The organism is Citrobacter sp. CK199, assembly GCF_030333285.1.
GTDB lineage: Bacteria > Pseudomonadota > Gammaproteobacteria > Enterobacterales > Enterobacteriaceae > Citrobacter_B > Citrobacter_B koseri.
Map to the genome: position 1 here is coordinate 282,308 of NZ_JAOWGF010000021.1, position 24,878 is coordinate 307,185.

Annotated in this window: 23 protein-coding genes; 10 read left to right on the top strand and 13 right to left on the bottom strand. The window is 55.4% G+C overall.

The window, feature by feature from the left end; translation table 11 throughout:
- Positions 1–56: 56 nt before the first annotated feature.
- From aldB to OGX75_RS02645, 7 genes are all read right to left on the bottom strand, one after another.
- Positions 57–1,595, bottom strand: a complete 1,539-nt coding sequence (aldB, locus tag OGX75_RS02615) for an aldehyde dehydrogenase AldB (protein ID WP_047460312.1) — start codon at positions 1,593–1,595, stop codon at positions 57–59.
- 210 nt (positions 1,596–1,805) lie between these two features.
- Positions 1,806–2,957, bottom strand: a complete 1,152-nt coding sequence (gene yiaY, locus OGX75_RS02620) for an L-threonine dehydrogenase (RefSeq protein WP_286451009.1) — start codon at positions 2,955–2,957, stop codon at positions 1,806–1,808.
- Between the two features lie 186 nt (positions 2,958–3,143).
- Positions 3,144–4,991 (bottom strand): selenocysteine-specific translation elongation factor, encoded by a 1,848-nt coding sequence (gene selB, locus OGX75_RS02625; protein WP_115626036.1) that lies wholly within the window; start codon positions 4,989–4,991, stop codon positions 3,144–3,146.
- The gene (gene selA, locus OGX75_RS02630) at positions 4,988–6,379 is read right to left on the bottom strand and encodes an L-seryl-tRNA(Sec) selenium transferase (protein ID WP_286451010.1); all 1,392 of its coding nucleotides are present in this window, start codon (positions 6,377–6,379) and stop codon (positions 4,988–4,990) included. Before selA ends, selB begins: the two co-directional genes overlap by 4 nt.
- Before the next feature lie 99 nt (positions 6,380–6,478).
- Complete coding sequence (locus OGX75_RS02635) at positions 6,479–7,087, bottom strand: glutathione S-transferase (protein WP_115626037.1); 609 nt, start codon at positions 7,085–7,087, stop codon at positions 6,479–6,481.
- A 174-nt stretch (positions 7,088–7,261) separates the two neighbouring features.
- Positions 7,262–8,398, bottom strand: a complete 1,137-nt coding sequence (locus OGX75_RS02640) for an HlyD family secretion protein (RefSeq protein ID WP_012135732.1) — start codon at positions 8,396–8,398, stop codon at positions 7,262–7,264.
- A gap of 2 nt (positions 8,399–8,400) precedes the next feature.
- Positions 8,401–8,772: a DUF3302 domain-containing protein gene (locus OGX75_RS02645; RefSeq protein WP_200053717.1), complete on the bottom strand. Its 372-nt coding sequence runs from the start codon at positions 8,770–8,772 to the stop codon at positions 8,401–8,403.
- A gap of 531 nt (positions 8,773–9,303) precedes the next feature.
- Between OGX75_RS02645 and mtlA the strand changes: the two genes are divergently transcribed.
- The 3 genes from mtlA (at position 9,304) to mtlR (ending at position 13,180) form a co-directional block, all read left to right on the top strand.
- Positions 9,304–11,217 (top strand): PTS mannitol transporter subunit IICBA, encoded by a 1,914-nt coding sequence (gene mtlA / locus OGX75_RS02650; RefSeq protein ID WP_012135735.1) that lies wholly within the window; start codon positions 9,304–9,306, stop codon positions 11,215–11,217.
- 227 nt (positions 11,218–11,444) lie between these two features.
- The gene (gene mtlD, locus OGX75_RS02655; protein ID WP_104868029.1) at positions 11,445–12,593 is read left to right on the top strand and encodes a mannitol-1-phosphate 5-dehydrogenase; all 1,149 of its coding nucleotides are present in this window, start codon (positions 11,445–11,447) and stop codon (positions 12,591–12,593) included.
- Complete coding sequence (gene mtlR / locus OGX75_RS02660; RefSeq protein WP_012135737.1) at positions 12,590–13,180, top strand: mannitol operon repressor MtlR; 591 nt, start codon at positions 12,590–12,592, stop codon at positions 13,178–13,180. Before mtlD ends, mtlR begins: the two co-directional genes overlap by 4 nt.
- A 12-nt stretch (positions 13,181–13,192) precedes the next feature.
- On the opposite strand, the gene OGX75_RS02665 is transcribed toward mtlR, so the two are convergent.
- Positions 13,193–13,402: a hypothetical protein gene (locus OGX75_RS02665; protein ID WP_012135738.1), complete on the bottom strand. Its 210-nt coding sequence runs from the start codon at positions 13,400–13,402 to the stop codon at positions 13,193–13,195.
- 290 nt (positions 13,403–13,692) lie between these two features.
- On the opposite strand from OGX75_RS02665, the gene OGX75_RS02670 reads away from it, so the two are divergent.
- From OGX75_RS02670 to trmL, 5 genes are all read left to right on the top strand, one after another.
- Positions 13,693–14,055 carry a YibL family ribosome-associated protein gene (locus tag OGX75_RS02670; RefSeq protein ID WP_012135739.1) on the top strand — a complete coding sequence of 121 codons (363 nt, stop codon included), beginning with the start codon at positions 13,693–13,695 and terminating at the stop codon, positions 14,053–14,055.
- Between the two features lie 276 nt (positions 14,056–14,331).
- Positions 14,332–15,987: an L-lactate permease gene (lldP, locus tag OGX75_RS02675; RefSeq protein ID WP_047460287.1), complete on the top strand. Its 1,656-nt coding sequence runs from the start codon at positions 14,332–14,334 to the stop codon at positions 15,985–15,987.
- Positions 15,984–16,760 (top strand): transcriptional regulator LldR, encoded by a 777-nt coding sequence (gene lldR / locus OGX75_RS02680; protein ID WP_012135741.1) that lies wholly within the window; start codon positions 15,984–15,986, stop codon positions 16,758–16,760. The genes lldP and lldR overlap by 4 nt, the downstream gene beginning before the upstream one ends.
- Complete coding sequence (gene lldD / locus OGX75_RS02685; RefSeq protein ID WP_012135742.1) at positions 16,757–17,947, top strand: quinone-dependent L-lactate dehydrogenase; 1,191 nt, start codon at positions 16,757–16,759, stop codon at positions 17,945–17,947. The genes lldR and lldD overlap by 4 nt, the downstream gene beginning before the upstream one ends.
- A 144-nt stretch (positions 17,948–18,091) precedes the next feature.
- The gene (gene trmL / locus OGX75_RS02690; RefSeq protein WP_286451012.1) at positions 18,092–18,565 is read left to right on the top strand and encodes a tRNA (uridine(34)/cytosine(34)/5-carboxymethylaminomethyluridine(34)-2'-O)-methyltransferase TrmL; all 474 of its coding nucleotides are present in this window, start codon (positions 18,092–18,094) and stop codon (positions 18,563–18,565) included.
- A gap of 81 nt (positions 18,566–18,646) precedes the next feature.
- Here the strand turns inward: trmL and cysE are convergent, their stop codons facing one another.
- From cysE to OGX75_RS02715, 5 genes are all read right to left on the bottom strand, one after another.
- Positions 18,647–19,468 carry a serine O-acetyltransferase gene (gene cysE / locus OGX75_RS02695; protein WP_012135745.1) on the bottom strand — a complete coding sequence of 274 codons (822 nt, stop codon included), beginning with the start codon at positions 19,466–19,468 and terminating at the stop codon, positions 18,647–18,649.
- A 77-nt stretch (positions 19,469–19,545) separates the two neighbouring features.
- Positions 19,546–20,565, bottom strand: a complete 1,020-nt coding sequence (gene gpsA, locus OGX75_RS02700; protein WP_286451013.1) for an NAD(P)H-dependent glycerol-3-phosphate dehydrogenase — start codon at positions 20,563–20,565, stop codon at positions 19,546–19,548.
- A complete protein-coding gene (gene secB / locus OGX75_RS02705) occupies positions 20,565–21,032 on the bottom strand; it encodes a protein-export chaperone SecB (protein WP_003024155.1) in 468 nt (155 codons plus the stop codon). The genes gpsA and secB overlap by 1 nt, the downstream gene beginning before the upstream one ends.
- Positions 21,033–21,079: 47 nt before the next feature.
- Entirely contained in the window at positions 21,080–21,331 is a 252-nt protein-coding gene (grxC, locus tag OGX75_RS02710; protein WP_047358806.1) for a glutaredoxin 3, read from the bottom strand.
- 27 nt (positions 21,332–21,358) lie between these two features.
- The gene (locus OGX75_RS02715; protein ID WP_012135748.1) at positions 21,359–21,790 is read right to left on the bottom strand and encodes a rhodanese-like domain-containing protein; all 432 of its coding nucleotides are present in this window, start codon (positions 21,788–21,790) and stop codon (positions 21,359–21,361) included.
- A 247-nt stretch (positions 21,791–22,037) separates the two neighbouring features.
- Between OGX75_RS02715 and gpmM the strand changes: the two genes are divergently transcribed.
- Together gpmM and envC are read left to right on the top strand one after the other, a co-directional pair.
- Positions 22,038–23,582: a 2,3-bisphosphoglycerate-independent phosphoglycerate mutase gene (gene gpmM, locus OGX75_RS02720; protein WP_286451014.1), complete on the top strand. Its 1,545-nt coding sequence runs from the start codon at positions 22,038–22,040 to the stop codon at positions 23,580–23,582.
- 33 nt (positions 23,583–23,615) lie between these two features.
- Positions 23,616–24,875 carry a murein hydrolase activator EnvC gene (gene envC / locus OGX75_RS02725; RefSeq protein ID WP_286451059.1) on the top strand — a complete coding sequence of 420 codons (1,260 nt, stop codon included), beginning with the start codon at positions 23,616–23,618 and terminating at the stop codon, positions 24,873–24,875.
- Positions 24,876–24,878: the final 3 nt, after the last annotated feature.

Sequence of the window (24,878 nt, forward strand, 5' to 3'; positions counted from 1 at the left end):
TTTCCCGTAGGCCGGATAAGGCGAAGCCGCCATCCGGCAACGTGGTTATACGGCGCTTAAAACAGTCCCAGCGGTTTATCGGAATAGCTCACCAGCAAACATTTGGTTTGCTGATAATGCTCCAGCATCATTTTGTGGGTTTCGCGGCCAATCCCCGACTGCTTATAGCCGCCGAACGCAGCATGCGCCGGGTAAGCATGATAGCAGTTGGTCCATACGCGTCCCGCCTGAATACCGCGCCCCATTTTGTATGCCAGGTTGCCGTTACGACTCCAGACCCCGGCGCCAAGCCCGTACTGGGTGTCGTTAGCCAGTTCCAGTGCTTCCTCCATCGTCCTGAAGGTCGTCACCGCCAGCACCGGGCCAAAAATCTCCTCCTGGAAGACGCGCATATTGTTCTTACCAAACAGGATGGTCGGTTCGAGGTAATAGCCCTCTTTCAGCTCTCCTTCCAGCTGCTTGCGCCGCCCGCCGGTTAACACATCCGCGCCTTCTTTCTTACCGATATCAATGTAGTTGAGGATGGTTTCCAGTTGACCCTGGGAGACCTGCGCGCCCATCTGCGTAACGCTGTCGAGCGGGTTACCGCTGCGAATGCTTTCGACGCGACGAATGGCCCGCTCCATAAAGCGCTCATAAATAGACTCCTGTACCAGCGCGCGGCTCGGGCAGGTACAAACTTCACCCTGGTTAAAGGCAAACAGCGCAAAGCCCTCCAGCGCCTTGTCGAAAAACGCATCCTCTTCATCCATCACATCGGCAAAGAAGATATTGGGGGACTTACCGCCCAGCTCCAGCGTTACCGGGATAATGTTTTGTGTCGCGTACTGCATGATCTGTTGCCCGACTTCCGTCGAACCGGTAAACGCCACCTTCGCGATCCGCTTCGACGTCGCCAGATATTCGCCGATCTCTCCACCCGCGCCATTCACGACGTTGACCACGCCCGGCGGGAGCAGATCGCCAACGATTTCCATCAGCAACAGAACCGAAAGCGGCGTCAGACGCGCAGGTTTGAGCACCACGCAGTTCCCCGCCGCCAGCGCCGGGGCCATTTTCCAGCTCGCCATCAGCAGCGGGAAGTTCCACGGGATGATCTGCCCCACCACGCCCAGAGGTTCATGGAAGTGATAGGCCACCGTTTCGCTGTCAACTTCGCTGATACCGCCCTCTTGTGCGCGGATACAGGACGCAAAATAGCGGAAATGGTCGATCGCCAGCGGCACGTCGGCGGCGCTGGTTTCACGGATGGGTTTGCCGTTATCCCAGGTTTCCGCCGTTGCCAGCAGTTCCAGGTTTTGCTCCATGCGATCGGCAATCTTAAACAGAATCGCGGCGCGATCCTGCACGGACGTATGCGCCCACTGTTCTTTCACGTTATGCGCGGCATCCAGCGCCAGATCGATATCTTTTTTGCCGGAAGAGGCGACTTCACACAGCAGTTGCCCGGTCACCGGCGTCAGATTCTGGTAATACTCGCCGTCTACCGGTGCGACCCAGTCTCCGCCGATAAAGTTGTCGTAGCGGGCTTTTAATTTCAGAGGAAAACCATACTCGCCGGGCTGAATACGCGTTGAAGGGGGATTATTGGTCATGACCGTCTCCTTACTGTAGGGGTACTACAAAGGTTAGACGGGACTGGCGAAATCTTCGCCAGCCTTTTACTGCTTTACGACTGCGGTCACGATATAGACAAGCGGATGTTTAAGCCGTTTCACCTTACCGCACAGTGTAGGCCCGATAAGCACAGCGCCATCGGGCATGACGCCGGAATGACACGATGCGTATATCCGGCAATCACTCAATTACATCGCCGCGTGGTAAATCGCCATGATCTCGTCGTGGGTCGCCTGAATAGGGTTGGTCAGGCCACAGGCGTCTTTCAGTGCATTGGTCGCCAGCACCGAAATATCTTCTTCTTTCACATTCAGGTCGCGCAGACCCGCCGGAATGTTGACCTGCTGCGCCAGCTGACGGATAGCGTCAATGCACGCTTTCGCACCGTCGGCTTCACTCATCCCGGTTACATTAGCGCCCATCGCAGCCGCACAGTCGCGCAGACGGCCTGCCGCGACCTGGCTGTTAAATACCTGAACGTGCGGCAACAGCACCGCATTACATACGCCGTGCGGCAGATTGTAGAAGCCGCCGAGCTGGTGCGCCATCGCGTGGACATAGCCCAGAGAAGCATTGTTAAACGCCATACCAGCCAGGAATTGCGCATAGGCCATCGCTTCGCGCGCCTGCGCGTTGCTGCCCTCTTCCACGGCAATCGCCAGGTTTTCCGCAATCATAGAGATGGCTTTCAGCGCGCACGCATCAGTAATCGGCGTTGCGGCAATAGAAACATAGGCTTCAATGGCGTGGGTTAACGCATCCATGCCGGTCGCGGCGGTCAGCGATTTTGGCATCCCCATCATCAACGAAGAGTCATTCACAGAGAGCAGCGGCGTAACGTGTTTATCCACAATCGCCATCTTAATATGGCGCGCCTCATCGGTAATGATGCAGAAGCGGGTCATTTCTGATGCCGTTCCCGCCGTCGTGTTGATGGCAATCATCGGTAGCTGAGGTTTCGCGGAGCGATCCACACCTTCATAGTCGCGGATGTCGCCGCCGTTCGCCGCCACCAGCGCGATGCCTTTCGCACAGTCATGCGGAGAGCCGCCGCCCAGCGAAATTACGCTATCGCACCCGTGTTCTTTCAGGAGTTTCAGCCCGGCAGCCACGTTTTCGGTGGTCGGGTTCGGCTGCGTGCCATCATAAATAACGCTGAAAATATCGCGTTCCTGCAACGCCTTCTGAATATCTCCAGCCATGCCTAATGTTGCCAACATGCTATCCGTGACAATTAATGTACGGCGAAAACCATATTCCGCCATAGTATTCATTGCTTCTTTTAATGCACCAGCGCCGATTACATTCACGGAAGGAATAAAAAATGTTGAAGCAGCCATTGTACCATCCTTAATTACTGAAATAAGGCTGGCAGCATACGGATGAACCTGTCGTGAAAATATGATCGCTGTTGTTATTTTCCCATTATAAAATATAAAAAAGCACATTAGGTTCATCGCCTGCTGTGCTTTATATAATTCAAGAAAATGATTGTATTAATTCATTTTCTATTTTAATAATTCGTATCATTCTTTTGCCGGAAATAATAACGCATCGCGTAATAAATGATCGTTTCCGCGACGGCGCGTGAATCCTGTCCGGTCAAAATACTCCAGAATCTGAATGGCGAGTTTTCGTCCAACATTCAGCCGATCGCGAAAATCAGCGGCGCAGGTCGAGCCTCTCTCCTGATCCAGTTCGCGGATCAGGTTCGCAAAAGCGACAATCCGATCGTTACGGTAATAACGATCTTTCACGATCGCGGTAATCATGCCCTGCTGTGCCGCCTGTCGCAGCACCTGCCGCATAACCTGCTCGTCCACGCCCTTTTCTTTCGCCAGATCGCGCACCCACCAGGGGTCGTCGCCAAACAGCGGCTCAATGTTTTGCCAGACGGCCTGCTGCTCGTCGCTGAAACCGGCTTTGTGATCCGGTAAATGCAACCAGCCGTGGTGGCTGTGAATCACGCCGCTTTCACGCATACGGTCGATGAGCAGCAGCACCAGCGCTTCGTCTTCCATCGGGAGCGCCATGCGCCGCAAACGCTCGCGCCCTGGGCCGGGTTCATCGCGATGATGTTCGTGGTACATCGCGAGCGTATCCAGAATCTTACGCTGCCAGCGCGCGGCGACAGGGGCATTCAACAGGCTGTAACCCGCCTGAATAAAACCATGCTGTTCAATAAGCTGGCGCATACCGTCGCCGTTGAGCTGCCGTGCCCACACGAAATCAGGAATATTCACCGCGCCGCGTTCGAGATGCGTCGCCAGCGCGGCGCTGTCATCCCTGGCGTTTTCCAGCGCCGACAGCCATTGCAGATATTCCGGTTTACGTTTACCACGACGCGGCGAGTTGAGCGTCACCACGCGTGCGCCAGCAAGCGTGGTTCGGGCAGAAATATCGCGTAATACCAGCCGATCGTTATCGGCAAGCCATAGCGGCGTATCGAACACCAGTTCCGCCAGCGTGCCCTCCAGCAGGGAAATACGTCCGGTGACATGGCTGGCGGCGTGGTGAATATGCAGCGGTTGCCATTGCACGAGCGGCGCAGCATGTTCTAACGAAACGATGACGCGTGAAAAGGCATCCGGCGGTACGTCAGAGAGAAGCCAGTCGCCACGGTTAAGCTGCTCTTTTTCCGCATCGCCCGCGATATTCAGCGCAATACGCTGTCCGGCATGAGCGTGTTCAGTCGCCTGATTCTGCGCATGCAGGCTGCGCACGCGCATTGGCTTATTCACACCGGTCAGCCACAGCGTATCGCCAACGTTCACTTCGCCGCTGAGCGCCGTACCGGTCACCACCAGCCCTGCGCCTTTCACCGTAAACGCGCGATCGATCGCCAGGCGAAAGCTCTGATGGCCGGGATGCGCGCGGCCCGTCAACTGCCGTAAATGCTCGCGCAATGCCTCAATACCGCGCCCTTCATTTGCGGCGGTGACAAACAGCGTCGCGTCGGCAAACCCGTAATGGCCCAGCGTCGCCAGAATCTCTTCCCGCACCTCTTCGATTCGCGCGTCGTCCACGCGGTCGGCTTTGGTCAGCGCAACCGTAAGCTGCGGATTGCCCGTCAGTTGTAAAATTTGCAGATGCTCGCGGGTCTGCGCCATCACGCCGTCATCGCAGGCGACAACCAGCAGCGCATGATCGATACCGCCCACGCCCGCCAGCATGTTGGAGAGAAACTTTTCATGACCGGGAACGTCGATAAATCCCAGCACGCGGCCATCCGGCTGCGGCCAGTAGGCATACCCCAGATCGATGGTCATACCGCGTTTTTTTTCTTCCGGCAGACGATCGGCATTCACGCCGGTAATCGCCTGTAATAGCGTTGTTTTTCCGTGGTCAACGTGTCCGGCTGTTGCAATAATCATTTCAACATCATCTCCATAAACCGGGTCTCGTCTTCAAGGCAACGGATATCCAGCCACAGGCGACCATCGTAAATTCGGCCAATGATCGGGACCGGCAGCGCGCGCCAGCGGGCCGCCAGCGCCTCAAGACGGCTTCCGCGCCCGTCATGCGGCGTAAAGGTCAGTGCCGCGCTGGGCAGCCGATCAACCGGCAGCGAACCGCTGCCGATCTGCGACAGGCAAGGCATCACGTTTACCGCGAACTCCGCGCTAAAGCGTGCGGCAAGCGCCGCCTGTAGCCGCTGCGCCTGCGCCTGAATCGCCGCTTCACTGCGGGTTAACAGCCGCAGCGTCGGCAGTTTCTCCGCCAGCGCTTCCGGGTGCAGATAAAGTCGCAGGGTTGCCTCCAGCGCCGCCAGCGTCATTTTGTCGGCACGCAGGGCCCGCTTCAGCGGGTGGCTTTGCAGTTGCGCAATCATCTCTTTCTTGCCGACAATGATCCCGGCCTGCGGCCCGCCCAGCAGCTTGTCGCCAGAGAAGCTGACCAGGCTGACGCCTGCGGCAATCAGCTGCTGCGGCATCGGTTCTTTCGGCAAGCCGTACTGACTGAGATCCACCAGCGAACCGCTGCCCAGATCCGCCACCACCGGGATATCCAGCTCCAGCCCAATAGCGGCCAGCTCTGTCTCATCCACCGCTTTGGTGAAGCCTTCAATACTGTAATTACTGGTATGCACTTTCATCAACAGGCCGGTGTTTTCATTCACCGCCTGACGATAATCTTTCGCGTGAGTCCGGTTGGTGGTGCCTACCTCATGCAGCGTACAGCCCGCCTGACGCATCACATCAGGAATACGAAACGCGCCGCCAATCTCCACCAGTTCGCCACGCGATACCACCACCTCTTTACCGTTCGCCGTCGCCGCCAGCATCAGCAACACGGCCGCCGCGTTGTTGTTCACAATACAGGCGTCTTCCGCCCCGGTAATGCGACATAACAGATCCGCCAGCGCCCGATCGCGGTGCCCGCGCCCGGCGCCATCCAGATCATATTCCAGTGTGACCGGAGCGCGCATTGCCTGCGCCACCGCGTCAATCGCCTCTTCCGCCTGCTGCGCACGCCCCAGATTGGTGTGCAGCACCGTTCCCGTCAGGTTAATCACCGGACGCAGCGCGCTTTGCGCCTCTTTCGCCAGCCGGATATTCACCTCTTGCGCCCAGTTCTCGCACCACGCGGGCAGCGCCTGCGTATCGCGAATCGCTTCCCTTGCTTCATCCAACATCTGGCGAAGCAGATCCACCACCCTGGTGTGCCCGTGGGTGTCACGTAAAGAGAGAAAAGTGCTGTCACGCAGTAAGCGATCGATAGCAGGAAGCTGGCTGTAGAGTGAACGCGTTTCGGTTGTCATGAAAAAGGCCTGGCTGTTGGTGGCCCCCTCCGGTGCGGAGAGGGATATCGACATGAGGGGGATTGTACCGTGAGTTTGCTCAGGCGGACATAATACGCATCAAGCCTTTGGCGGTTCCGTGCGGGCAAAGCTTTCGCGTTGAAAGAGCGTTTCCACCAGTTTGACTAAGTGCGGTCTGTCCACACACCAGCCCGGCGCCACGCGGCGGAAATTGAGATAGCCCACGGCGCAGGCAATGGCGATGGTTGCCAGATTCACGGTATCGGTCTTAATCGTCCCGTCCACCAGATAGCCTTCCAGCGCGTCCAGGCTACGGTTGATTTTCTCGCGCTGGCGCAACAGTTCCGTTTCAGACTGCTGCGTCGCCGGGCGCGCCTGTTCACGCACGGAAACCAGACCGGCATCCATAATGCCGTCCGCCAGCGCTTCAATCTGCCGTACTTTCAGTGAGGCCAGCGGTTCACGCGGAATCATCACCGGAGCAATATCCAGTAACTCAATATATTCGGCGATTATCGGGGAATCGAACCAGCACTCTCCCTTATCCGTCACCAGCGCGGGGACTTTGCCAAGCGGGTTGTACTGCGCCACGCCGTTTTCCGCGTTGTAGGGAAGTTCATTCACAAATTCGAAAGTGATGCCCTTTTCCAGCAATAAAACCGAAATCTTTCGCACAAAAGGGCTGGTATAGCTGCCGATGAGTTTCATGCCGTGTCCTTTTTGCCAACAAAAAATAAAGTGGTATCAATAAATCTTGCCTTAGTTTTGCCGGATGGCGGCGCAAGCGCCTTATCCGGTCTACACATTGCAGACATTGTTCCTGTCGGTCTGATAAGCATAGCGCCATCAGGCATTTTTACTAAAAAGCAGGTGACGACCCGCTTAATGATCCAAATAAAGATAGTGCATCCAGCTGGTCATGCGCAGTAGCACCTTACGCATCACGGAGACATGGGCGAAGTGATCGGAGTAAACCGCAACCTGGGCGTAAATACCATCAGGCAGGGCATCCACATCGCTATTCGGCTCCAGCTCAATCAACGCAAGCACGCCGTCCATCCCCGGCGTTACGCTTAAGGACTGTAATGTTCCCTGCGCCTGGTAAGAACCGCCGGGCACAACCGGTAAAATACTCAACAACTTGCCCTGGAATACCTGGCCGGGCAGCGCATTGAATACCACTTCTGCCTCATCTCCCGCCTCAAGACGTAATAATGAGTTCTGCCGGAACTGGGCGACAATTTGCCGTTTTTGTTCGGGAATAAAAACCATTACCGGGCGCAACGGCAGCGCGGCGGCATAGCTACCGGGCCGGATAAGCACCTGGGTCACATAGCCATTGCTCGGCGCGCGAATAACCGTCTGTTCAAGATTGTATTTCGCCTCGGCCAGCTGCGCCCGCAGGCTGACGATTTGCGACTGCTCGCCATCGACCATGCTGTCCAGTTGGCTCTGGATCTGCGTTTGCTCAGCAACAGAACCTTTTACCATCGCATCCTGCGCTAAATAGTTTTGCCGCGCGTTATCGATATCGCTTTCAGAGAACGGATTCACCCTCGCCTGACTGCCTTTCAGATAGCGCTGATAATCCTTATAGAGGCGGTCGCGTTCTGCGGACACCCGCGTGGTATTGGCCTGAGCCTCCGCTAATTGCGCCTTCAGGGTATGTATATTATGCGTGGCCGTGACCAGGTCGGCCTGTAACCTGTCGACCCGCGCCTGATACCGCACGGGATCGATTTTGAATAAAACATCGCCTTTTTTAATCAGCTGATTATTTTTATCCGTTACCTCACTCACAATACCTGTTACCTGCGGCGTAATGGGAATAGAAATAACCGCTTTCTGCGCCGTAAAAGTATAGGGGTGGTTATAGTTCATTAATAATATAAGTCCGCTAACTAAAAATACCCCGCCTAATGCCGCCGTGGAAAGTGTCCATTGGTTCACCGGAATCCTGAATATTTTAAATACCGCCCAGGCTAATGCTACGTAGGTCAAAACAATCAACAGATCCATGATTAGCTCTCCGACGGGGGAATATCAGGGGACTGTACCTCAGCCAGCTTTCGCTCCAGCGCTTCCACACGTTTCGACAAGGCGATAAGTTCCGGGTCAGGCTCCGGCTCAGGCTCCTTTTCCTGCGGTGAAACATGCGCTTGCATGCCCCAGCCCCGTTCGGGCTGATAAAGCGTGGCCCAAATCCACAGAAACGGCCAAATAACATGAAGCGTAAACAGACTGACCCAACCAGCAGTATGAATAGCATCAGCATGGGGGTGGTTTCGTTTTTTAGCGATCAGATAAGGGATGTCATGAATCATGATGATTCCATAAAAAATCACCAGAAAAACAAAGATCAATACTCCTAACGCGAAATAATTTAGAAACATACCTGCTCCGGCTTCACGCTAATAAGAGTGTTAAATGACAGGCGGCGTATTACGATTCCACCGATATTTTGAACATAATTCGAGTCCGCCATTTTCGCCATCAAACCAAAAGATAATTTTGCACGGCGAGAGGTTGCTCAATTACACATCAGAATGAAGCATGAGGCGGAATCTGCTTAAGATCACACCACACAGGTTTCGGATGAAAATATCTTGTGATTCAGATCACAAAAACCTAACAAACCCTCAAATCAAAAATGTGAAACAGTTCACATTTAAATGCTATTTCCACCAGTGATTCCGGGTTTGTTGTTTTTTTACACAGCTGTTTTGTGATCAACATCACATCAATAACCACCATCTACCCTATATTCATGTGACCTAAATCACACAACAAGCCAGCAACTGGACAGTTGAACGATTCAGTGCCAGATTTCGCACTATCTACAGGGTCCGGCTACCTCTGCCGCTACATTAACAAACCTCGGGCTTCGAGCCTGCGCGACAGCAAACATAAGAAGGGGTGTTTTTATGTCATCCGATATTAAGATCAAAGTGCAAAGCTTTGGTCGTTTCCTCAGCAATATGGTGATGCCAAATATCGGCGCGTTTATCGCGTGGGGTATTATCACCGCATTATTTATTCCAACAGGGTGGTTGCCTAACGAAACGCTGGCAAAGCTCGTTGGTCCGATGATCACCTACCTCCTGCCGCTGCTGATCGGTTATACCGGTGGTAAGCTGGTAGGCGGCGAGCGCGGCGGCGTGGTCGGTGCTATCACCACGATGGGCGTTATCGTCGGTGCGGACATGCCGATGTTCCTCGGCTCAATGATCGCAGGCCCGCTGGGCGGCTACTGCATCAAGAAATTCGATAGCTGGGTAGACGGTAAGATCAAATCCGGTTTCGAAATGCTGGTGAATAACTTCTCCGCTGGCATCATCGGGATGATCCTCGCGATTCTGGCGTTCCTCGGCATTGGCCCGGCGGTTGAAGTCCTGTCCAAACTGCTGGCAGCCGGCGTTAACTTCATGGTTGTCCATGATATGCTGCCGCTGGCGTCTATCTTCGTTGAACCGGCGAAAATCCTGTTCCTCAACAACGCGATCAACCACGGTATCTTCTCGCCGCTGGGTATTCAGCAGTCCCATGAGCTGGGTAAATCCATCTTCTTCCTGATCGAAGCTAACCCAGGCCCGGGTATGGGCATCCTGATGGCGTACATGTTCTTCGGTCGCGGCAGCGCAAAACAGTCTGCTGGCGGTGCGGCAATCATCCACTTCCTGGGCGGTATCCACGAAATTTACTTCCCGTACGTGCTGATGAACCCGCGTCTGATCCTGGCCGTTATCCTCGGCGGTATGACTGGCGTGTTTACGCTGACCATCCTGAACGGCGGTCTGGTTTCTCCGGCGTCTCCGGGTTCTATCCTGGCGGTACTGGCGATGACGCCAAAAGGCGCCTACTTCGCTAACATCACGGCGATTATCGCTGCTATGGCGGTCTCCTTCATCATTGCCTCCATTCTGCTGAAAACCAGCAAAGTGAAAGAAGATGATGATATCGACGCGGCAACCCGTCGCGTGCAGGACATGAAAGCGGAATCTAAAGGCGCATCCGCGCTGTCCGCTGGCGATGTGACCAACGACCTGAGCCATGTACGTAAAATCATCGTTGCCTGTGATGCCGGTATGGGTTCCAGCGCAATGGGTGCGGGCGTACTGCGTAAAAAAGTTCAGGATGCGGGTCTGAGTCAGATTTCCGTCACCAACAGCGCGATCAACAACCTGCCGCCGGATGTCGACCTGGTCATCACTCACCGTGACCTGACCGAGCGCGCCATGCGCCAGGTTCCGCAAGCGCAGCACATTTCGCTGACCAACTTCCTGGATAGCGGGCTGTACACCAGCCTGACCGAACGTCTGGTTGCCGCACAGCGCCACAACACCAACGAAGAGAAAGTACGCGATCATCTGAAAGACAGCTTTGATGAAGGGGATAACAACCTGTTCAAGCTGGGCGCAGAAAACATCTTCCTGGGTCGTAAAGCCGCCACTAAAGAAGAAGCCATTCGCTTTGCGGGCGAGCAACTGGTGAAAGGCGGTTATGTTGAGCCAGAATACATCGACGCCATGCTGGAACGTGAAAAACTGACCCCGACTTATCTGGGTGAGTCTATCGCCGTACCGCACGGCACCGTGGAAGCCAAAGACCGTGTGCTGAAAACCGGTGTGGTGTTCTGCCAGTACCCGGAAGGCGTTCGCTTCGGTGAAGAAGAAGACGATATCGCCCGCCTGGTCATTGGTATCGCGGCGCGTAACAACGAGCACATCCAGGTCATCACCAGCCTGACTAACGCGCTGGATGATGAGTCCGTGATCGAGCGTCTGGCGCATACCACCAGCGTGGATGAAGTGCTGGAACTGCTGGCCGGTCGTAAGTAAGTCCGTTGCCCGGTGGCGCTCGCGCTTACCGGGCATGCGATGTGCAGTTCCCGTAGGCCGGATAAGGCGTTTACGCCGCCATCCGGCATCATGTCCGGTGGCGCTGCTACCGGGCCTGCGGTGTACGGTTTCCTCTCCCGCAAGGGAGAGGGTTTGGGTGAGGGGGGAAGCCATGCGGTCCCTCACCCCAGCCCTCTCGGGTAAAAACATTAATGAAGGTTAACACTATGAAAGCATTACATTTTGGCGCAGGTAATATCGGTCGTGGATTTATCGGCAAACTGCTGGCTGACGCGGGGATACAACTGACGTTCGCGGATGTAAACCAGGTCGTGCTCGACGCCCTGAATGCCCGTCATAGCTATCAGGTTCATGTGGTGGGTGAAAATGAGCAGGTTGATACGGTTTCCGGCGTTAATGCCGTGAGCAGCATCAGCGATGACGTGGTTGAGCTGATTGCGCAGGTCGATTTGGTCACCACCGCCGTTGGGCCGGTGGTACTGGAACGCATTGCTCCGGCCATCGCCAAAGGCCTGGTTAAACGTAAAACGCAGGGGATTGAAGCGCCGCTTAACATCATTGCCTGCGAAAACATGGTGCGCGGCACCACGCAATTGAAAGGTCATGTGATGAACGCCCTGGCGGATGAAGACAAAGCCTGGGTTGAACAACATGTCGGTTTTGTCGATTCCGCCGTCGACCGTATCGTGCCGCCTTCCGCCTCCGCCACGAACGACCCGCTGGAAGTCACCGTGGAAACCTTCAGCGAGTGGATTGTCGATAAAACGCAGTTCAAAGGCGCGCTGCCAGATATTCCAGGTATGGAATTAACCGATAACCTGATGGCATTTGTCGAACGTAAACTCTTCACGCTGAACACCGGGCATGCTATAACCGCGTACCTCGGAAAATTAACCGGTCATCAGACCATCCGTGACGCGATTCTCGATGAGAAAATCCGCGCTGTGGTAAAAGGGGCGATGGAAGAGAGCGGCGCGGTGCTGATCAAACGCTACGGTTTTGATGCCGACAAACATGCGGCATACATTCAGAAAATCCTCGGTCGTTTTGAAAACCCGTATCTGAAAGATGACGTTGAGCGCGTTGGCCGCCAGCCGCTGCGTAAACTGAGTGCGGGCGACCGTCTGATCAAACCGCTGCTGGGCACGCTGGAATACGGCCTGCCGCACGTTAACCTGGTCAACGGTATCGCTGCCGCGATGCACTTTACCAGCGAAGACGATCCGCAGGCCCAGGAACTGGCTGCGCTGATCGCAGAGAAAGGGCCGCAGGAAGCGCTGGCGCAAATTTCCGGGCTGGATGTAAACAGCGAAGTGGTAGCGGAGGCGGTTAACGCATACAACGCGACCAAATGAGGCAAAATACGGCGCAGGTCATCCTGCGCCCGAATGACAGATTGTCAGATATGCAGGCAATAATGGAACAAACCCAGGCCTTTGAAAACCGCGTGCTTGAGCGTCTGAATGCTGGCAAAACCGTACGAAGTTTCCTCATCACCGCCGTAGAGTTACTCACCGAGGCGGTGAATATTCTGGTACTTCAGGTGTTTCGCAAAGACGATTATGCGGTGAAATACGCAGTGGAACCGTTGCTCGACGGCGATGGACCGCTGGGCGATCTCTCGGTACGTCTGAAACTGATCTACGGTCTGGGAGTACTCAGTCGCCCTGAATACGAAGATGCGGAACTGCTGATGGCGCTGCGTGAAGAACTGAATCACGACGGTAATGAATATGCGTTCACCGACGACGAAATTCTCGGGCCGTTTGGCGAACTACACTGCGTGACGGCGTTACCGCCGCCGCCGCATTTTGAGACCTCTGACCCGGGTTTATACGCCATGCAAATTCAGCGCTACCAGCAAGCGGTACGCTCAACGATGGTGCTTTCCCTGACCGAGCTGATTTCTAAAATCAGCTTAAAAAAAGCCTTTCAAAAATAGACCGTCAACCACTTACTGTTTTTCTTCCGGCTGCGGCTGATAGAGCTGGCGATAATATTCCAGACGTTGCAGGTACATCTGCGCATTTGCCTTCGGCACCTCATCAGGAACCATATCGCGCGGCGGCGTTTTATTCAGATACTCCCGAAATGCCTGACTCGAAGCCATAAAATCTACAGCCTTATCAATAAGAAGCGGAACGTTGTCACCTATTTTAACCATGATGATATCTCCATGTATTCTCCGCGTCGGGGAATGCGCGGCCGCTAATTTTAGTTTAGGCTCAGACAGGGTTTTCTATTGAGGAAAACGTGCTTAATCGCAAACCACCATACAGAAACCGTTAACATCACGTTTTGTTTATTAAATAAGTATTAAATCAAGACGTTACACAATCAATTAGCATTATAATACTTGCCTTATTTGATTATTTTTATCCCATTAGTTGTGAATAATCCCGCTCTGCGCGCATACTATAGAAAATTCATCCTGGTTCCATCAGAAGCTATCCCATGAAAGAAGTCGAAAAAAACGAAATTAAACGTCTGAGCGATCGCCTGGACGCCATCCGCCACCAGCAGGCCTCGCTATCCCTTGTCGATGCCGCTGACAAATATGCCGAGCTGGAAAAAGAGAAAGCCACGCTGGAAGCCGAGATCGTGCGCCTGCGTGACGTTCACAGCCAGAAGCTGAGTAAAGAAGCGCAAAAGCTGATGAACCTGCCGTTTCGCCGCGCGATTACCAAAAAAGAACAGGCCGATATGGGCAAGCTGAAGAAAAGCGTGCGCGGTCTGGTTGTCGTCCACCCAATGACGGCGTTAGGCCGTGAAATGGGCCTGAAAGAGATGACCGGTTTCGCAAAAACCGAGTTTTAACCTTCTGCCGGGTACGCGCACGCTTGCCCGGCCCGCCCTTTCCCTCCCCTCCCCTCCCCCCAATTGGCCCAACCAATTATCCCTTAATCCGATCACTGGTTCACAGTTCATTAAAATTCACCTACACTAGCGTTGCCAATAAGCAACATTTGATTAACCATTCATTGTCATTACCCCTACATCCCAATATTGGCAGGGCCACTTTTACACATAATGTGACAAAGAGATGAGCAAAAGACTCATTGCATTATGCGTGTGACCCTCAGGAGACCTGCAATGAATCTCTGGCAACAAAACTACGATCCGGCCGGTAACATCTGGATTTCCAGCCTGATCGCATCGCTTCCGATCCTGTTCTTTTTCTTCGCGCTGATTAAGCTCAAGCTGAAAGGCTACATCGCCGCCTCCTGGACGGTCGCAATCGCGCTGGCTGTCGCGCTGCTGTTTTACAAAATGCCGGTGGATAACGCTCTGGCTGCGGTGGTGTATGGCTTCTTCTATGGTCTGTGGCCGATTGCCTGGATCATTATCGCCGCTGTCTTTGTCTATAAAATCTCTGTCAGAACCGGGCAATTCGACATCATCCGGTCATCAATATTGTCGATTACCCCTGACCAGCGTCTGCAAATGCTGATCGTCGGCTTTTCCTTCGGGGCATTCCTTGAAGGGGCAGCGGGCTTTGGCGCGCCAGTGGCGATTACTGCGGCTCTGCTAGTCGGCCTGGGCTTTAATCCGCTGTATGCGGCGGGTTTGTGCCTGATCGTCAACACCGCGCCGGTCGCGTTTGGCGCGATGGGGATTCCGATTCTGGTGGCCGGTCAGGTCACCGGGCTGGACAGCTTTGAGATCGGCCAGATGGTCGGCCGTCAACTGCCGTTCCTGACCATTATCGTACTGTTCTGGATCATGGCGATTATGGACGGCTGGCGCGGCGTGAAAGAGACCTGGCCTGCGGTGATGGTGGCGGGTGGTTCATTTGCTATCGCCCAGTACCTCAGCTCTAACTTTATCGGCCCGGAACTGCCGGACATCATCTCGTCGCTGGTCTCGCTGGTCTGTCTGACGCTGTTCCTGAAACGCTGGCAGCCGGTACGTATTTTCCGCTTTGGCGATATGGGCGCTTCACAGGTCGATCAGACGCTGGACCGCACCCATTACACGGTTGGTCAAATCGTTCGCGCATGGTCGCCGTTCCTGTTCCTGACTGCAACCGTTACCCTCTGGAGCGTTCCGCCGTTTAAAGCAATGTTTGCCCCAGGCGGCGCGCTGTACGACTGGGTGATTAATATTCCGGTTCCGCATCTTGATAAGCTGGTTGCCCGTATGCCGCCAGTGGTGCATGAAGCAACCGCCTACGCTGCGGTCTATAAGTTCGACTGGTTCTCCGCTACCGGTACGGCCATTCTGTTCGCTGCGCTGCTGTCCGTCGTCTGGCTGAAAATGAAACCGTCTGCCGCAATCCAGACATTTGGCAGCACGCTGAAAGAGTTAGCGCTGCCGATCTACTCCATCGGGATGGTGCTGGCATTCGCGTTTATCTCTAACTACTCCGGGCTCTCCTCTACGCTGGCGTTAGCGCTGGCGCATACGGGCAGCGCCTTTACCTTCTTCTCGCCGTTCCTTGGCTGGCTGGGCGTATTCCTGACGGGGTCTGATACCTCATCAAACGCGCTGTTTGCCGCCCTGCAGGCGACGGCCGCCCAGCAAATCGGCGTCTCTGACGTGCTGATGGTGGCGGCGAATACCACCGGCGGCGTAACCGGTAAGATGATCTCTCCGCAGTCTATCGCCATTGCCTGTGCGGCAGTGGGTCTGGTAGGGAAAGAGTCCGACCTGTTCCGCTTTACCGTTAAACACAGCCTGATTTTCACCTGCATGGTGGGTGTGATTACCACACTTCAGGCCTATGTCTTAACCTGGATGATTCCGTGATTGTGATGCCAAAACGCCTGTCAGACGAGGTTGCCTCTCGTGTGCGGGCGCTGATTGAAGAACAACAGCTGGAGGCGGGCATGAAGTTGCCCGCTGAGCGCCAGCTGGCCGTACAACTGGGCGTGTCGCGCAATTCTCTGCGCGAGGCGCTGGCGAAACTGGTCAGTGAAGGCGTGCTGATCAGCCGCCGGGGCGGTGGAACGTTCGTTCGCTGGCAGCATGAAACCTGGTCCGAACAGAATATCGTTCAGCCGTTGAAAACGCTGATGGCGGACGACCCGGACTACAGCTTCGACATTCTGGAAGCCCGCCACGCCATTGAAGCCAGCACCGCCTGGCACGCTGCGATGCGCGCCACGCCCGCTGATAAAGAGAAAATTAAGCTCTGCTTTGACGCCACGCTCAGTGAGGACCCGGACCTCGCCTCCCAGGCGGATGTTCGCTTCCATCTCGCGATTGCGGAGGCCTCGCACAACGTCGTGCTGTTGCAGACCATGCGCGGCTTCTTTGATGTCCTGCAATCATCCGTGAAGCAGAGCCGCCAGCGTATGTATCTCGTTCCGCCGGTGTTTTCAAAACTGACGGAACAACATCAGGCGGTGATGGACGCCATTCTGGCCGGTGATGCCGACGGCGCACGTAAAGCCATGATGGCGCACCTCAGTTTCGTCCACACCACCATTAAACGATTTGATGAAGACCAGGCCCGCCAGGCGCGTATTACCCGCCTGCCCGGTGACCATAATGAGATTTCCAGGGAGAACAAAGCATGATCATTTCAGCAGCCAGCGATTATCGCGCCGCAGCCCAACGCATTCTGCCCCCTTTCTTGTTCCACTACATCGACGGCGGCGCCTATGCGGAATATACCCTGCGTCGTAACGTGGAAGACTTGTCAGAGGTGGCGCTCCGCCAGCGCGTGCTGAAGAATATGTCCGACCTGAGCCTGGAAACCACCCTGTTTAACGAAAAGCTGTCGATGCCGGTTGCACTGGCTCCGGTTGGCCTGTGCGGAATGTATGCGCGTCGCGGTGAAGTTCAGGCCGCCGCCGCCGCCGATGCGAAAGGGATTCCGTTTACCCTCTCCACCGTTTCTGTCTGCCCCATCGAGGAAGTCGCGCCGACGATTAAACGCCCGATGTGGTTCCAGCTGTACGTCCTGCGCGATCGCGGTTTTATGCGTAACGCGCTGGAGCGCGCCAAAGCGGCGGGCTGCTCCACGCTGGTCTTTACCGTCGATATGCCAACGCCTGGCGCGCGTTACCGTGACGCCCACTCCGGGATGAGCGGGCCGAATGCCGCCCTGCGCCGCTACTGGCAGGCTGCAACCCATCCGCAATGGGCCTGGGATGTCGGCCTGAACGGTCGTCCGCACGATCTTGGCAATATCTCCGCCTACCTTGGCAAACCGACCGGGCTGGAAGATTACATCGGCTGGCTGGCGAACAACTTCGATCCGTCGATTTCCTGGAAAGACCTGGAGTGGATCCGTGAATTCTGGGACGGCCCAATGGTGATCAAAGGGATCCTCGATCCCGAAGACGCCCGCGACGCGGTACGCTTTGGCGCTGATGGCATCGTGGTCTCTAACCACGGCGGCCGCCAGCTCGACGGCGTACTCTCCTCCGCCCGCGCCCTGCCCGCCATTGCCGACGCGGTGAAAGGCGATATCGCCATTCTGGCGGACAGCGGAATTCGTAATGGTCTGGACGTGGTACGCATGATTGCGCTTGGGGCCGATAGCGTACTGCTTGGCCGTGCGTATCTGTACGCGCTGGCGACGGCGGGTCAGGCTGGCGTGGCGAACCTGCTGGATCTGATCGAAAAAGAGATGAAGGTCGCCATGACGCTGACCGGCGCAAAATCAATCAGCGAGATCAGCCGTGATTCACTGGTGCAGGAACTCGGTAAGAGCTTACCTGCCGCACTGGCACCGCTGACGCAGGGTGATGCGGCGTAGGCTGGATAAGGCGTCAGCCGCCATCCGGCAATGTAATGTGCATCGGGGATGCCTGATGGCGCTACGCTTATCAGGCCTACTACAGGGTGAGGGTGAACGTATTTTCTGCTATTCTGCCCCCCGCACTTAAGGGGGCAGTTAAGCATGTTGAATATCGTATTATTCGAACCAGAAATCCCACCAAACACCGGCAATATTATTCGTCTTTGCGCCAATACCGGTTTTCGTCTGCATATTATCGAGCCGATGGGCTTCACATGGGATGATAAACGTCTGCGCCGCGCGGGGCTGGACTATCACGAGTTTGCCGCCGTACAGCGCCATCACGATTACACCGCCTTTGTCGCCGCCGAAAACCCACAGCGTCTGTTTGCTCTGACCACCAAAGGCACCCCTGCCCATAGCGCGGTGAGCTATCAGGATGGGGACTACCTGATGTTTGGCCCGGAAACGCGCGGTTTACCGGCGACCATTCTCGACGCGCTGCCCGCAGAACAAAAAATTCGTATTCCAATGATGCCGGACAGCCGCAGCATGAACCTGTCGAACGCGGTGTCGGTCGTGGTGTATGAGGCATGGCGCCAGTTGGGGTATCCTGGCGCGGTATTGCGTCGTTGATTTTTGTCGGATGGCGGCTGACGCCTTATCCGACCTACGGATCTGGTAGGCCCGGTAAGCACAGCGCTACCGGGCATAAAGTCAGATGCCGTCGCCGTATTCGAACGTATGGTGAATCCCGTTAAAATGCTGATCCATATCCATTGACGGCTTATCGCTGTCGGGCTTGCCGACAATCCGCGCCGGAACGCCCGCTGCGGTGGTGTGTGGCGGTACAGGCTGCAAGACCACGGAGCCCGCGCCAATCTTCGCGCCGCGCCCCACTTCGATATTGCCAAGGATCTTCGCCCCGGCGCCAATCATCACGCCTTCACGAATTTTGGGATGACGATCGCCGCTGGTTTTCCCGGTCCCGCCAAGCGTGACCGATTGCAGGATCGAGACATCATTTTCGATTACCGCCGTTTCACCGACCACAATCCCCGTCGCGTGATCGAGCATAATGCCGCGTCCAATTTTCGCCGCCGGGTGAATATCGACCTGGAAGGTGACAGAAACCTGATTTTGCAGGAATATCGCCAGCGCGCGGCGGCCTTCATTCCATAACCAGTGGCCGATACGGTAGGCCTGGAGAGCATGGAAGCCTTTCAGATACAGAAGCGGCGTCGAGTATTTGTCTACCGCCGGGTCGCGGGTGCGTACCGCCTGAATATCACAGGCAGCAGAGGCGATCATTTCCGGGTCGGCGGCGTAGGCCTCTTCCACCACTTCACGGATGGCGATGGCAGGCATAATCGGAGACGCGAGTTTGTTCGCCAGCATATAGCTCAGCGCACTGCCCAGGTTTTCATGCTTGAGTAGCGTCGCGTGGTAGAAACTGGCCAGCATCGGCTCACAGTCCGCCAGAGCCCGGGCTTCGGCTTTAATATTGTTCCAGACGATATCCAGTTCTTCACATGACATTGCTGACTCCAGGTATCAGGCTAACGACCGGCCCGTTCTTCGCGGGCCGGGTCATTTAATAAAACAGATCCTTACGGCTAGTGGCGACTACGCTCGTCCTTGCGTGCACGACCTAATAACGTCAATGCTGCCTCGCGCGCGTTTTTTCCGCAATACAATACTTGATAAATTTCCTCGGTTATTGGCATTTCGACACCAAAACGGTGCGCCAACTCACGAACTTCTTTTGTATTACGGTAGCCTTCAACCACCTGACCAATTTTGTCCTGCGCGCTCTGAACATCCATGCCCTGACCGAGCATCATGCCAAAACGGCGGTTACGCGACTGGTTGTCAGTACAGGTCAGAACCAGGTCGCCCAGACCCGCCATTCCCATAAAGGTGGTCGGATCGGCCCCCAGCGCCGCGCCAAGACGCGACATCTCCGTCAGCCCACGCGTAATCAGCGCGGTACGTGCGTTTGCGCCAAAACCGATGCCGTCAGACATGCCTGCGCCAATCGCAATCACGTTTTTCACCGCACCGCCCAGCTGCACGCCGATGAAATCGGGGTTGCTGTAGACGCGAAAACTCTTACCGCAGTGCAAAAGTTCCTGCAAATCATCCGCGAAGGTTTCGTCCGTCGACGCCAGAGAAATTGCCGTCGGCAAACCCGCCGCCAGTTCTTTAGCGAACGTCGGGCCGGATATCACCGCCAGCGGGATGTCATCGCCCAGCGCTTCACGGGCGACATCCTGCAACAGGCGCCCCGTTTCCGCTTCCAGACCTTTGGTCGCCCAGACCAGGCGCGCATCAGGACGCATCAGCGGTTTAATCTGTCGCAGCACCTCGCCAAAGACATGGCTTGGCACCACCACCAGAATGTTACGGCTGGCCGCCAGCGCGGTGGCTAAGTCGCTTTCAAGGCGTAGCGTATCGGGAAAAGGCACATCAGGGAGGAACGCGACGTTGCAGCGGTCTCGCTCAAGGGTCGCGACATGTTTAGAATCGTGGCCCCACAGGACAACCTGGTGGCCGTTTCTCGCCAGGGTGATGGCAAGAGCGGTGCCGTACGAGCCAGCACCGATCACAGTCATTGAAGCATTACTTTGGTTCATCAGGCATCCTGATGTTCTTCAGTACCTTCGCCAGCCTGCTGCTGTAAATAGTTCATGAACAGCGCATCGAAGTTAACCGGCGCAAGATTCAGTTGCGGGAACGTGCCGCGTGAAACCAGGCTGGTGATGCATTCGCGGGCATACGGGAACAGAATGTTCGGGCAGTATGCACCCAGGCAATGCGCCATCTGAGTTCCTTCAATACCACTGATGGAGAAAATGCCGCCCTGCTGAACTTCGCACAGGAAAGCGGTCTCTTCGCCCAGGGAAGCCGTTACGGTAACACGCAGTACCACTTCGTATACGTCATCTGCCAGTTGAGTAGACGCCGTATCAAGATCAAGTTTAACCTCTGGCTGCCAATCTTTCTGGAAAACATGCGGCGCATTTGGCGCTTCGAAAGACACATCCTTGGTATAGATACGTTGGATCTGGAAAGCCATTTCGGTGTTATTTTGTTCTGACATGTGTAGAAAACCCTTTAGTGTTGTCCTTAAAATACTTGCGGCATGTTTTAACGCAGCAGGGGATCCAGTCCACCACGCGCATCCAACGCATACAAGTCGTCACAGCCGCCAATGTGCTGTGCATCAATAAAAATCTGCGGAACCGTCGTGCGGCCACTACGCTTGATCATCTCTTCACGTTTTACGGCATCGCCGTCAATCGGAAGTTCCTGGAAACTCACACCCTTACTGCTCAATAGCGCTTTTGCACGATGGCAAAACGGGCAGGTTGCTTTGGTGTAGATCTCGATGTTGGCCATGACTTATCTCCCGTGTTGAGTAACGCGTTATTTCCCGCGCACTAATGGCAGGTTCTCACCGCTCCAGCCCGCAACGCCTTCTTTCAGCACAAAAACTTTCTCAAAGCCCGCTTTGATCAGTGCGTTTGCGGATTCCTGACACTGCATACCGGAACCATCAACCACGATCAGAGGCTTATCTTTGTGCTTTTCAAGCTCGCCAACGTTGTTGGCCTTGATTTCGCTCGGCAGCAGGTTAGTCGCGCCCGCGATATGGCCTTTGCGGAAGTCGTCACGCTGACGTAAATCCACCACAACGGCGTCTTCTTTGTTGATAAGACGCGTCGCTTCGCCGCGAGTAATAACCTTAACTTTAGACATCAGGCCTTTGAAAGTGGTGAACAACACCGCCACCAGTAACGCAATCCAGGCGATACTCAGTATGGGATGGCGGCCAACAAATTGCATAATTTCTTGCATGGGGGGTAACAACTCCCGACTCAGTGATTAAAAAACCAGGAAAGGAGTATACCTGCGCGTTGGCGCAAATACAGCCAGAGCGTGCAATGGATTGCATTTTTGCGGGGCGCTACGGAAAAAAAACGTCGTTCCGCGCCGTCCCCGGCTCGCTCTCTGCCCCATTCTTTGATCTTCTGAGGCTATTTTATCGATTCAGCTGTAGTAAAATTACGCAATTATTTTGTCTATTGAGTGTGAGGTTGTCGCAATGTCGGTTTCTAAAAAACCTATGGTACTGGTGATTCTGGATGGCTATGGCTACCGTGAAGACAGCCAGGATAACGCCATTTTGAATGCCAAAACCCCGGTAATGGATGCTCTGTGGGCAAAACGTCCGCATACCCTGATCGACGCTTCCGGTCTGGAAGTGGGTCTGCCGGACCGTCAGATGGGCAACTCCGAAGTGGGTCACGTTAACCTGGGCGCGGGTCGTATCGTGTATCAGGATCTGACGCGCCTGGATGTTGAAATTAAAGAACGTACCTTCTTCGCTAACCCGGTACTGACGGCTGCGGTCGATCAGGCGAAAAATACCGGTAAAGCCGTGCACATTATGGGTCTGCTGTCTGCGGGCGGCGTGCACAGCCACGAAGACCACATCATGGCGATGGTCGAACTGGCCGCAGAACGCGGCGCAGAGAAAATTTATCTGCACGCCTTCCTTGATGGCCGCGATACCCCGCCACGCAGCGCGGAATCCTCGCTGAAAAAATTCGAAGACAAGTTTGCCGCGCTGGGCAAAGGCCGCGTAGCGTCCATTATTGGTCGTTACTATGCAATGGACCGTGACAACCGCTGGGATCGCGTTGAGCAGGCCTATGACCTGATGACGCTGGCGCAGGGTGAATTCCAGGCCGATACCGCCGTTGCTGGCCTGCAGGCCGCTTACGCGCGCGACGAAAACGACGAATTTGTGAAAGCGACCGTCATTCACGCGGAAGGTCAGGCCGATGCCGCGATGGAAGACGGCGACACGCTGATTTTCATGAACTTCCGTGCTGACCGCGCCCGCGAAATTACCCGTGCGTTCGTTAATGCTGATTTCGACGGCTTCGCCCGTAAGAAAGTGGTTAATCTGAACTTCGTCATGCTGACCGAGTACGCCGCTGATATCAAAACTGCCGTGGCTTACCCACCGGCATCGCTGGCAAACACTTTCGGCGAGTGGATGGCGAAGAACGACAAAACCCAACTGCGCATTTCCGAAACGGAAAAATACGCCCACGTCACCTTCTTCTTCAACGGCGGCGTAGAAGAACCGTTTGCAGGCGAAGAACGCATCCTGATCAACTCGCCTAAAGTGGCGACCTACGATCTACAGCCGGAAATGAGTTCCGCAGAACTGACCGAAAAACTGGTTGCGGCTATCGGGAGCGGCAAGTATGACACCATCATCTGTAACTACCCGAACGGTGATATGGTCGGTCACACTGGCGTGATGGAAGCGGCGGTTAAAGCGGTTGAAGCGCTGGATCACTGCGTTGAGCAGGTTGCTAAAGCGGTTGAGTCCGTTGGCGGCCAACTGCTGATCACCGCAGACCACGGCAACGCCGAGCAGATGCGCGATCCATCCACCGGTCAGGCGCACACCGCGCATACCAACCTGCCGGTTCCGCTGATTTATGTCGGCGCGAAAAGCGTAAAAGCGGTCGAAGGCGGCAAACTTTCTGATATCGCACCGACGATGTTGACGCTGATGGGTATGGAAATCCCGAAAGAGATGACTGGTAAGCCGCTGTTCATCGTGGAATAATCCTTCCCCATGAGGGGAAAGGCGTTTAATTCCATTACACGGGCCGTGAAACCACGCAGGTTTTCAGTCAGGCCCATGATTTACGCCAGCGTGTTGAGCGCTGGCGTATTGTTGTGCGCCTTTTCCGCCCATGCGGATGACCGCGATCAGCTCAAATCCATCCAGGCGGATATCGCCGCCAAAGAGCGTGCCGTACGCCAGCAACAGCAGCAACGCTCCAGTTTGCTCGCACAGCTCAAAACGCAGGAAGAGGCCATCTCCGCCGCCGCGCGTAAACTGCGTGAAACCCAGAATACCCTTGCCCAGTTGAATAAGCAGATCGACGCAATGAACGCATCTATCGCGAAGCTGGAACAACAAAAAGCCATTCAGGAACGCAGCCTTGCCGCGCAGCTGGATGCGGCGTTTCGCCAGGGCGAGCATACGGGGATTCAGCTCATTCTTAGCGGTGAAGAGAGCCAGCGCGGGCAGCGTTTACAGGCCTATTTCGGTTATCTGAACCAGGCGCGCCTGGACACCATTGCCGAACTGAAACAAACGCGTGAAGAGGTGGCGTCTCAGAAAGCGGCGCTGGAAGAGAAACAGAGCCAGCAACAGACGCTGCTGTATGAACAACGCGCCCAACAGGCGAAGCTGGAGCAGGCGCGTAATGAGCGTCAGAAAACGATCGCCGGTCTTGAGTCGTCAATCCAGCAGGGGCAACAGCAGTTAAGTGAATTGCGGGCGAACGAATCCCGCCTGCGCAACAGCATCGCGCGTGCAGAGGCGGCCGCCAAAGCCCGGGCGGAGCGAGAAGCCCGCGAAGCGCAGGCGGTGCGCAATCGTCAACAGGAAGCCACTCGCAAAGGCACAACCTACAAACCAACTGAAAGCGAAAAATCGTTGATGTCCCGTACCGGCGGCCTGGGTTCACCGCGTGGCCAGGCATTCTGGCCCGTTCGCGGCCCAACGCTGCATCGTTATGGCGAACAGCTGCAAGGTGAGCTACGTTGGAAAGGGATGGTTATCGGTGCGTCTGAAGGCACTGAAGTCAAAGCAATCGCGGACGGCAGGGTGATTCTGGCGGACTGGTTGCAGGGTTACGGTCTGGTCGTCGTCGTGGAACACGGTAAAGGCGATATGAGCCTTTACGGGTATAACCAGAGCGCACTGGTCAGCGTTGGCACACAGGTTCGCGCAGGCCAGCCTATTGCGCTTGTAGGCAGCAGCGGCGGTCAGGGCCGACCGTCACTCTATTTCGAAATTCGTCGCCAGGGTCAGGCCGTCAATCCACAGCCGTGGTTGGGAAGATAAGTT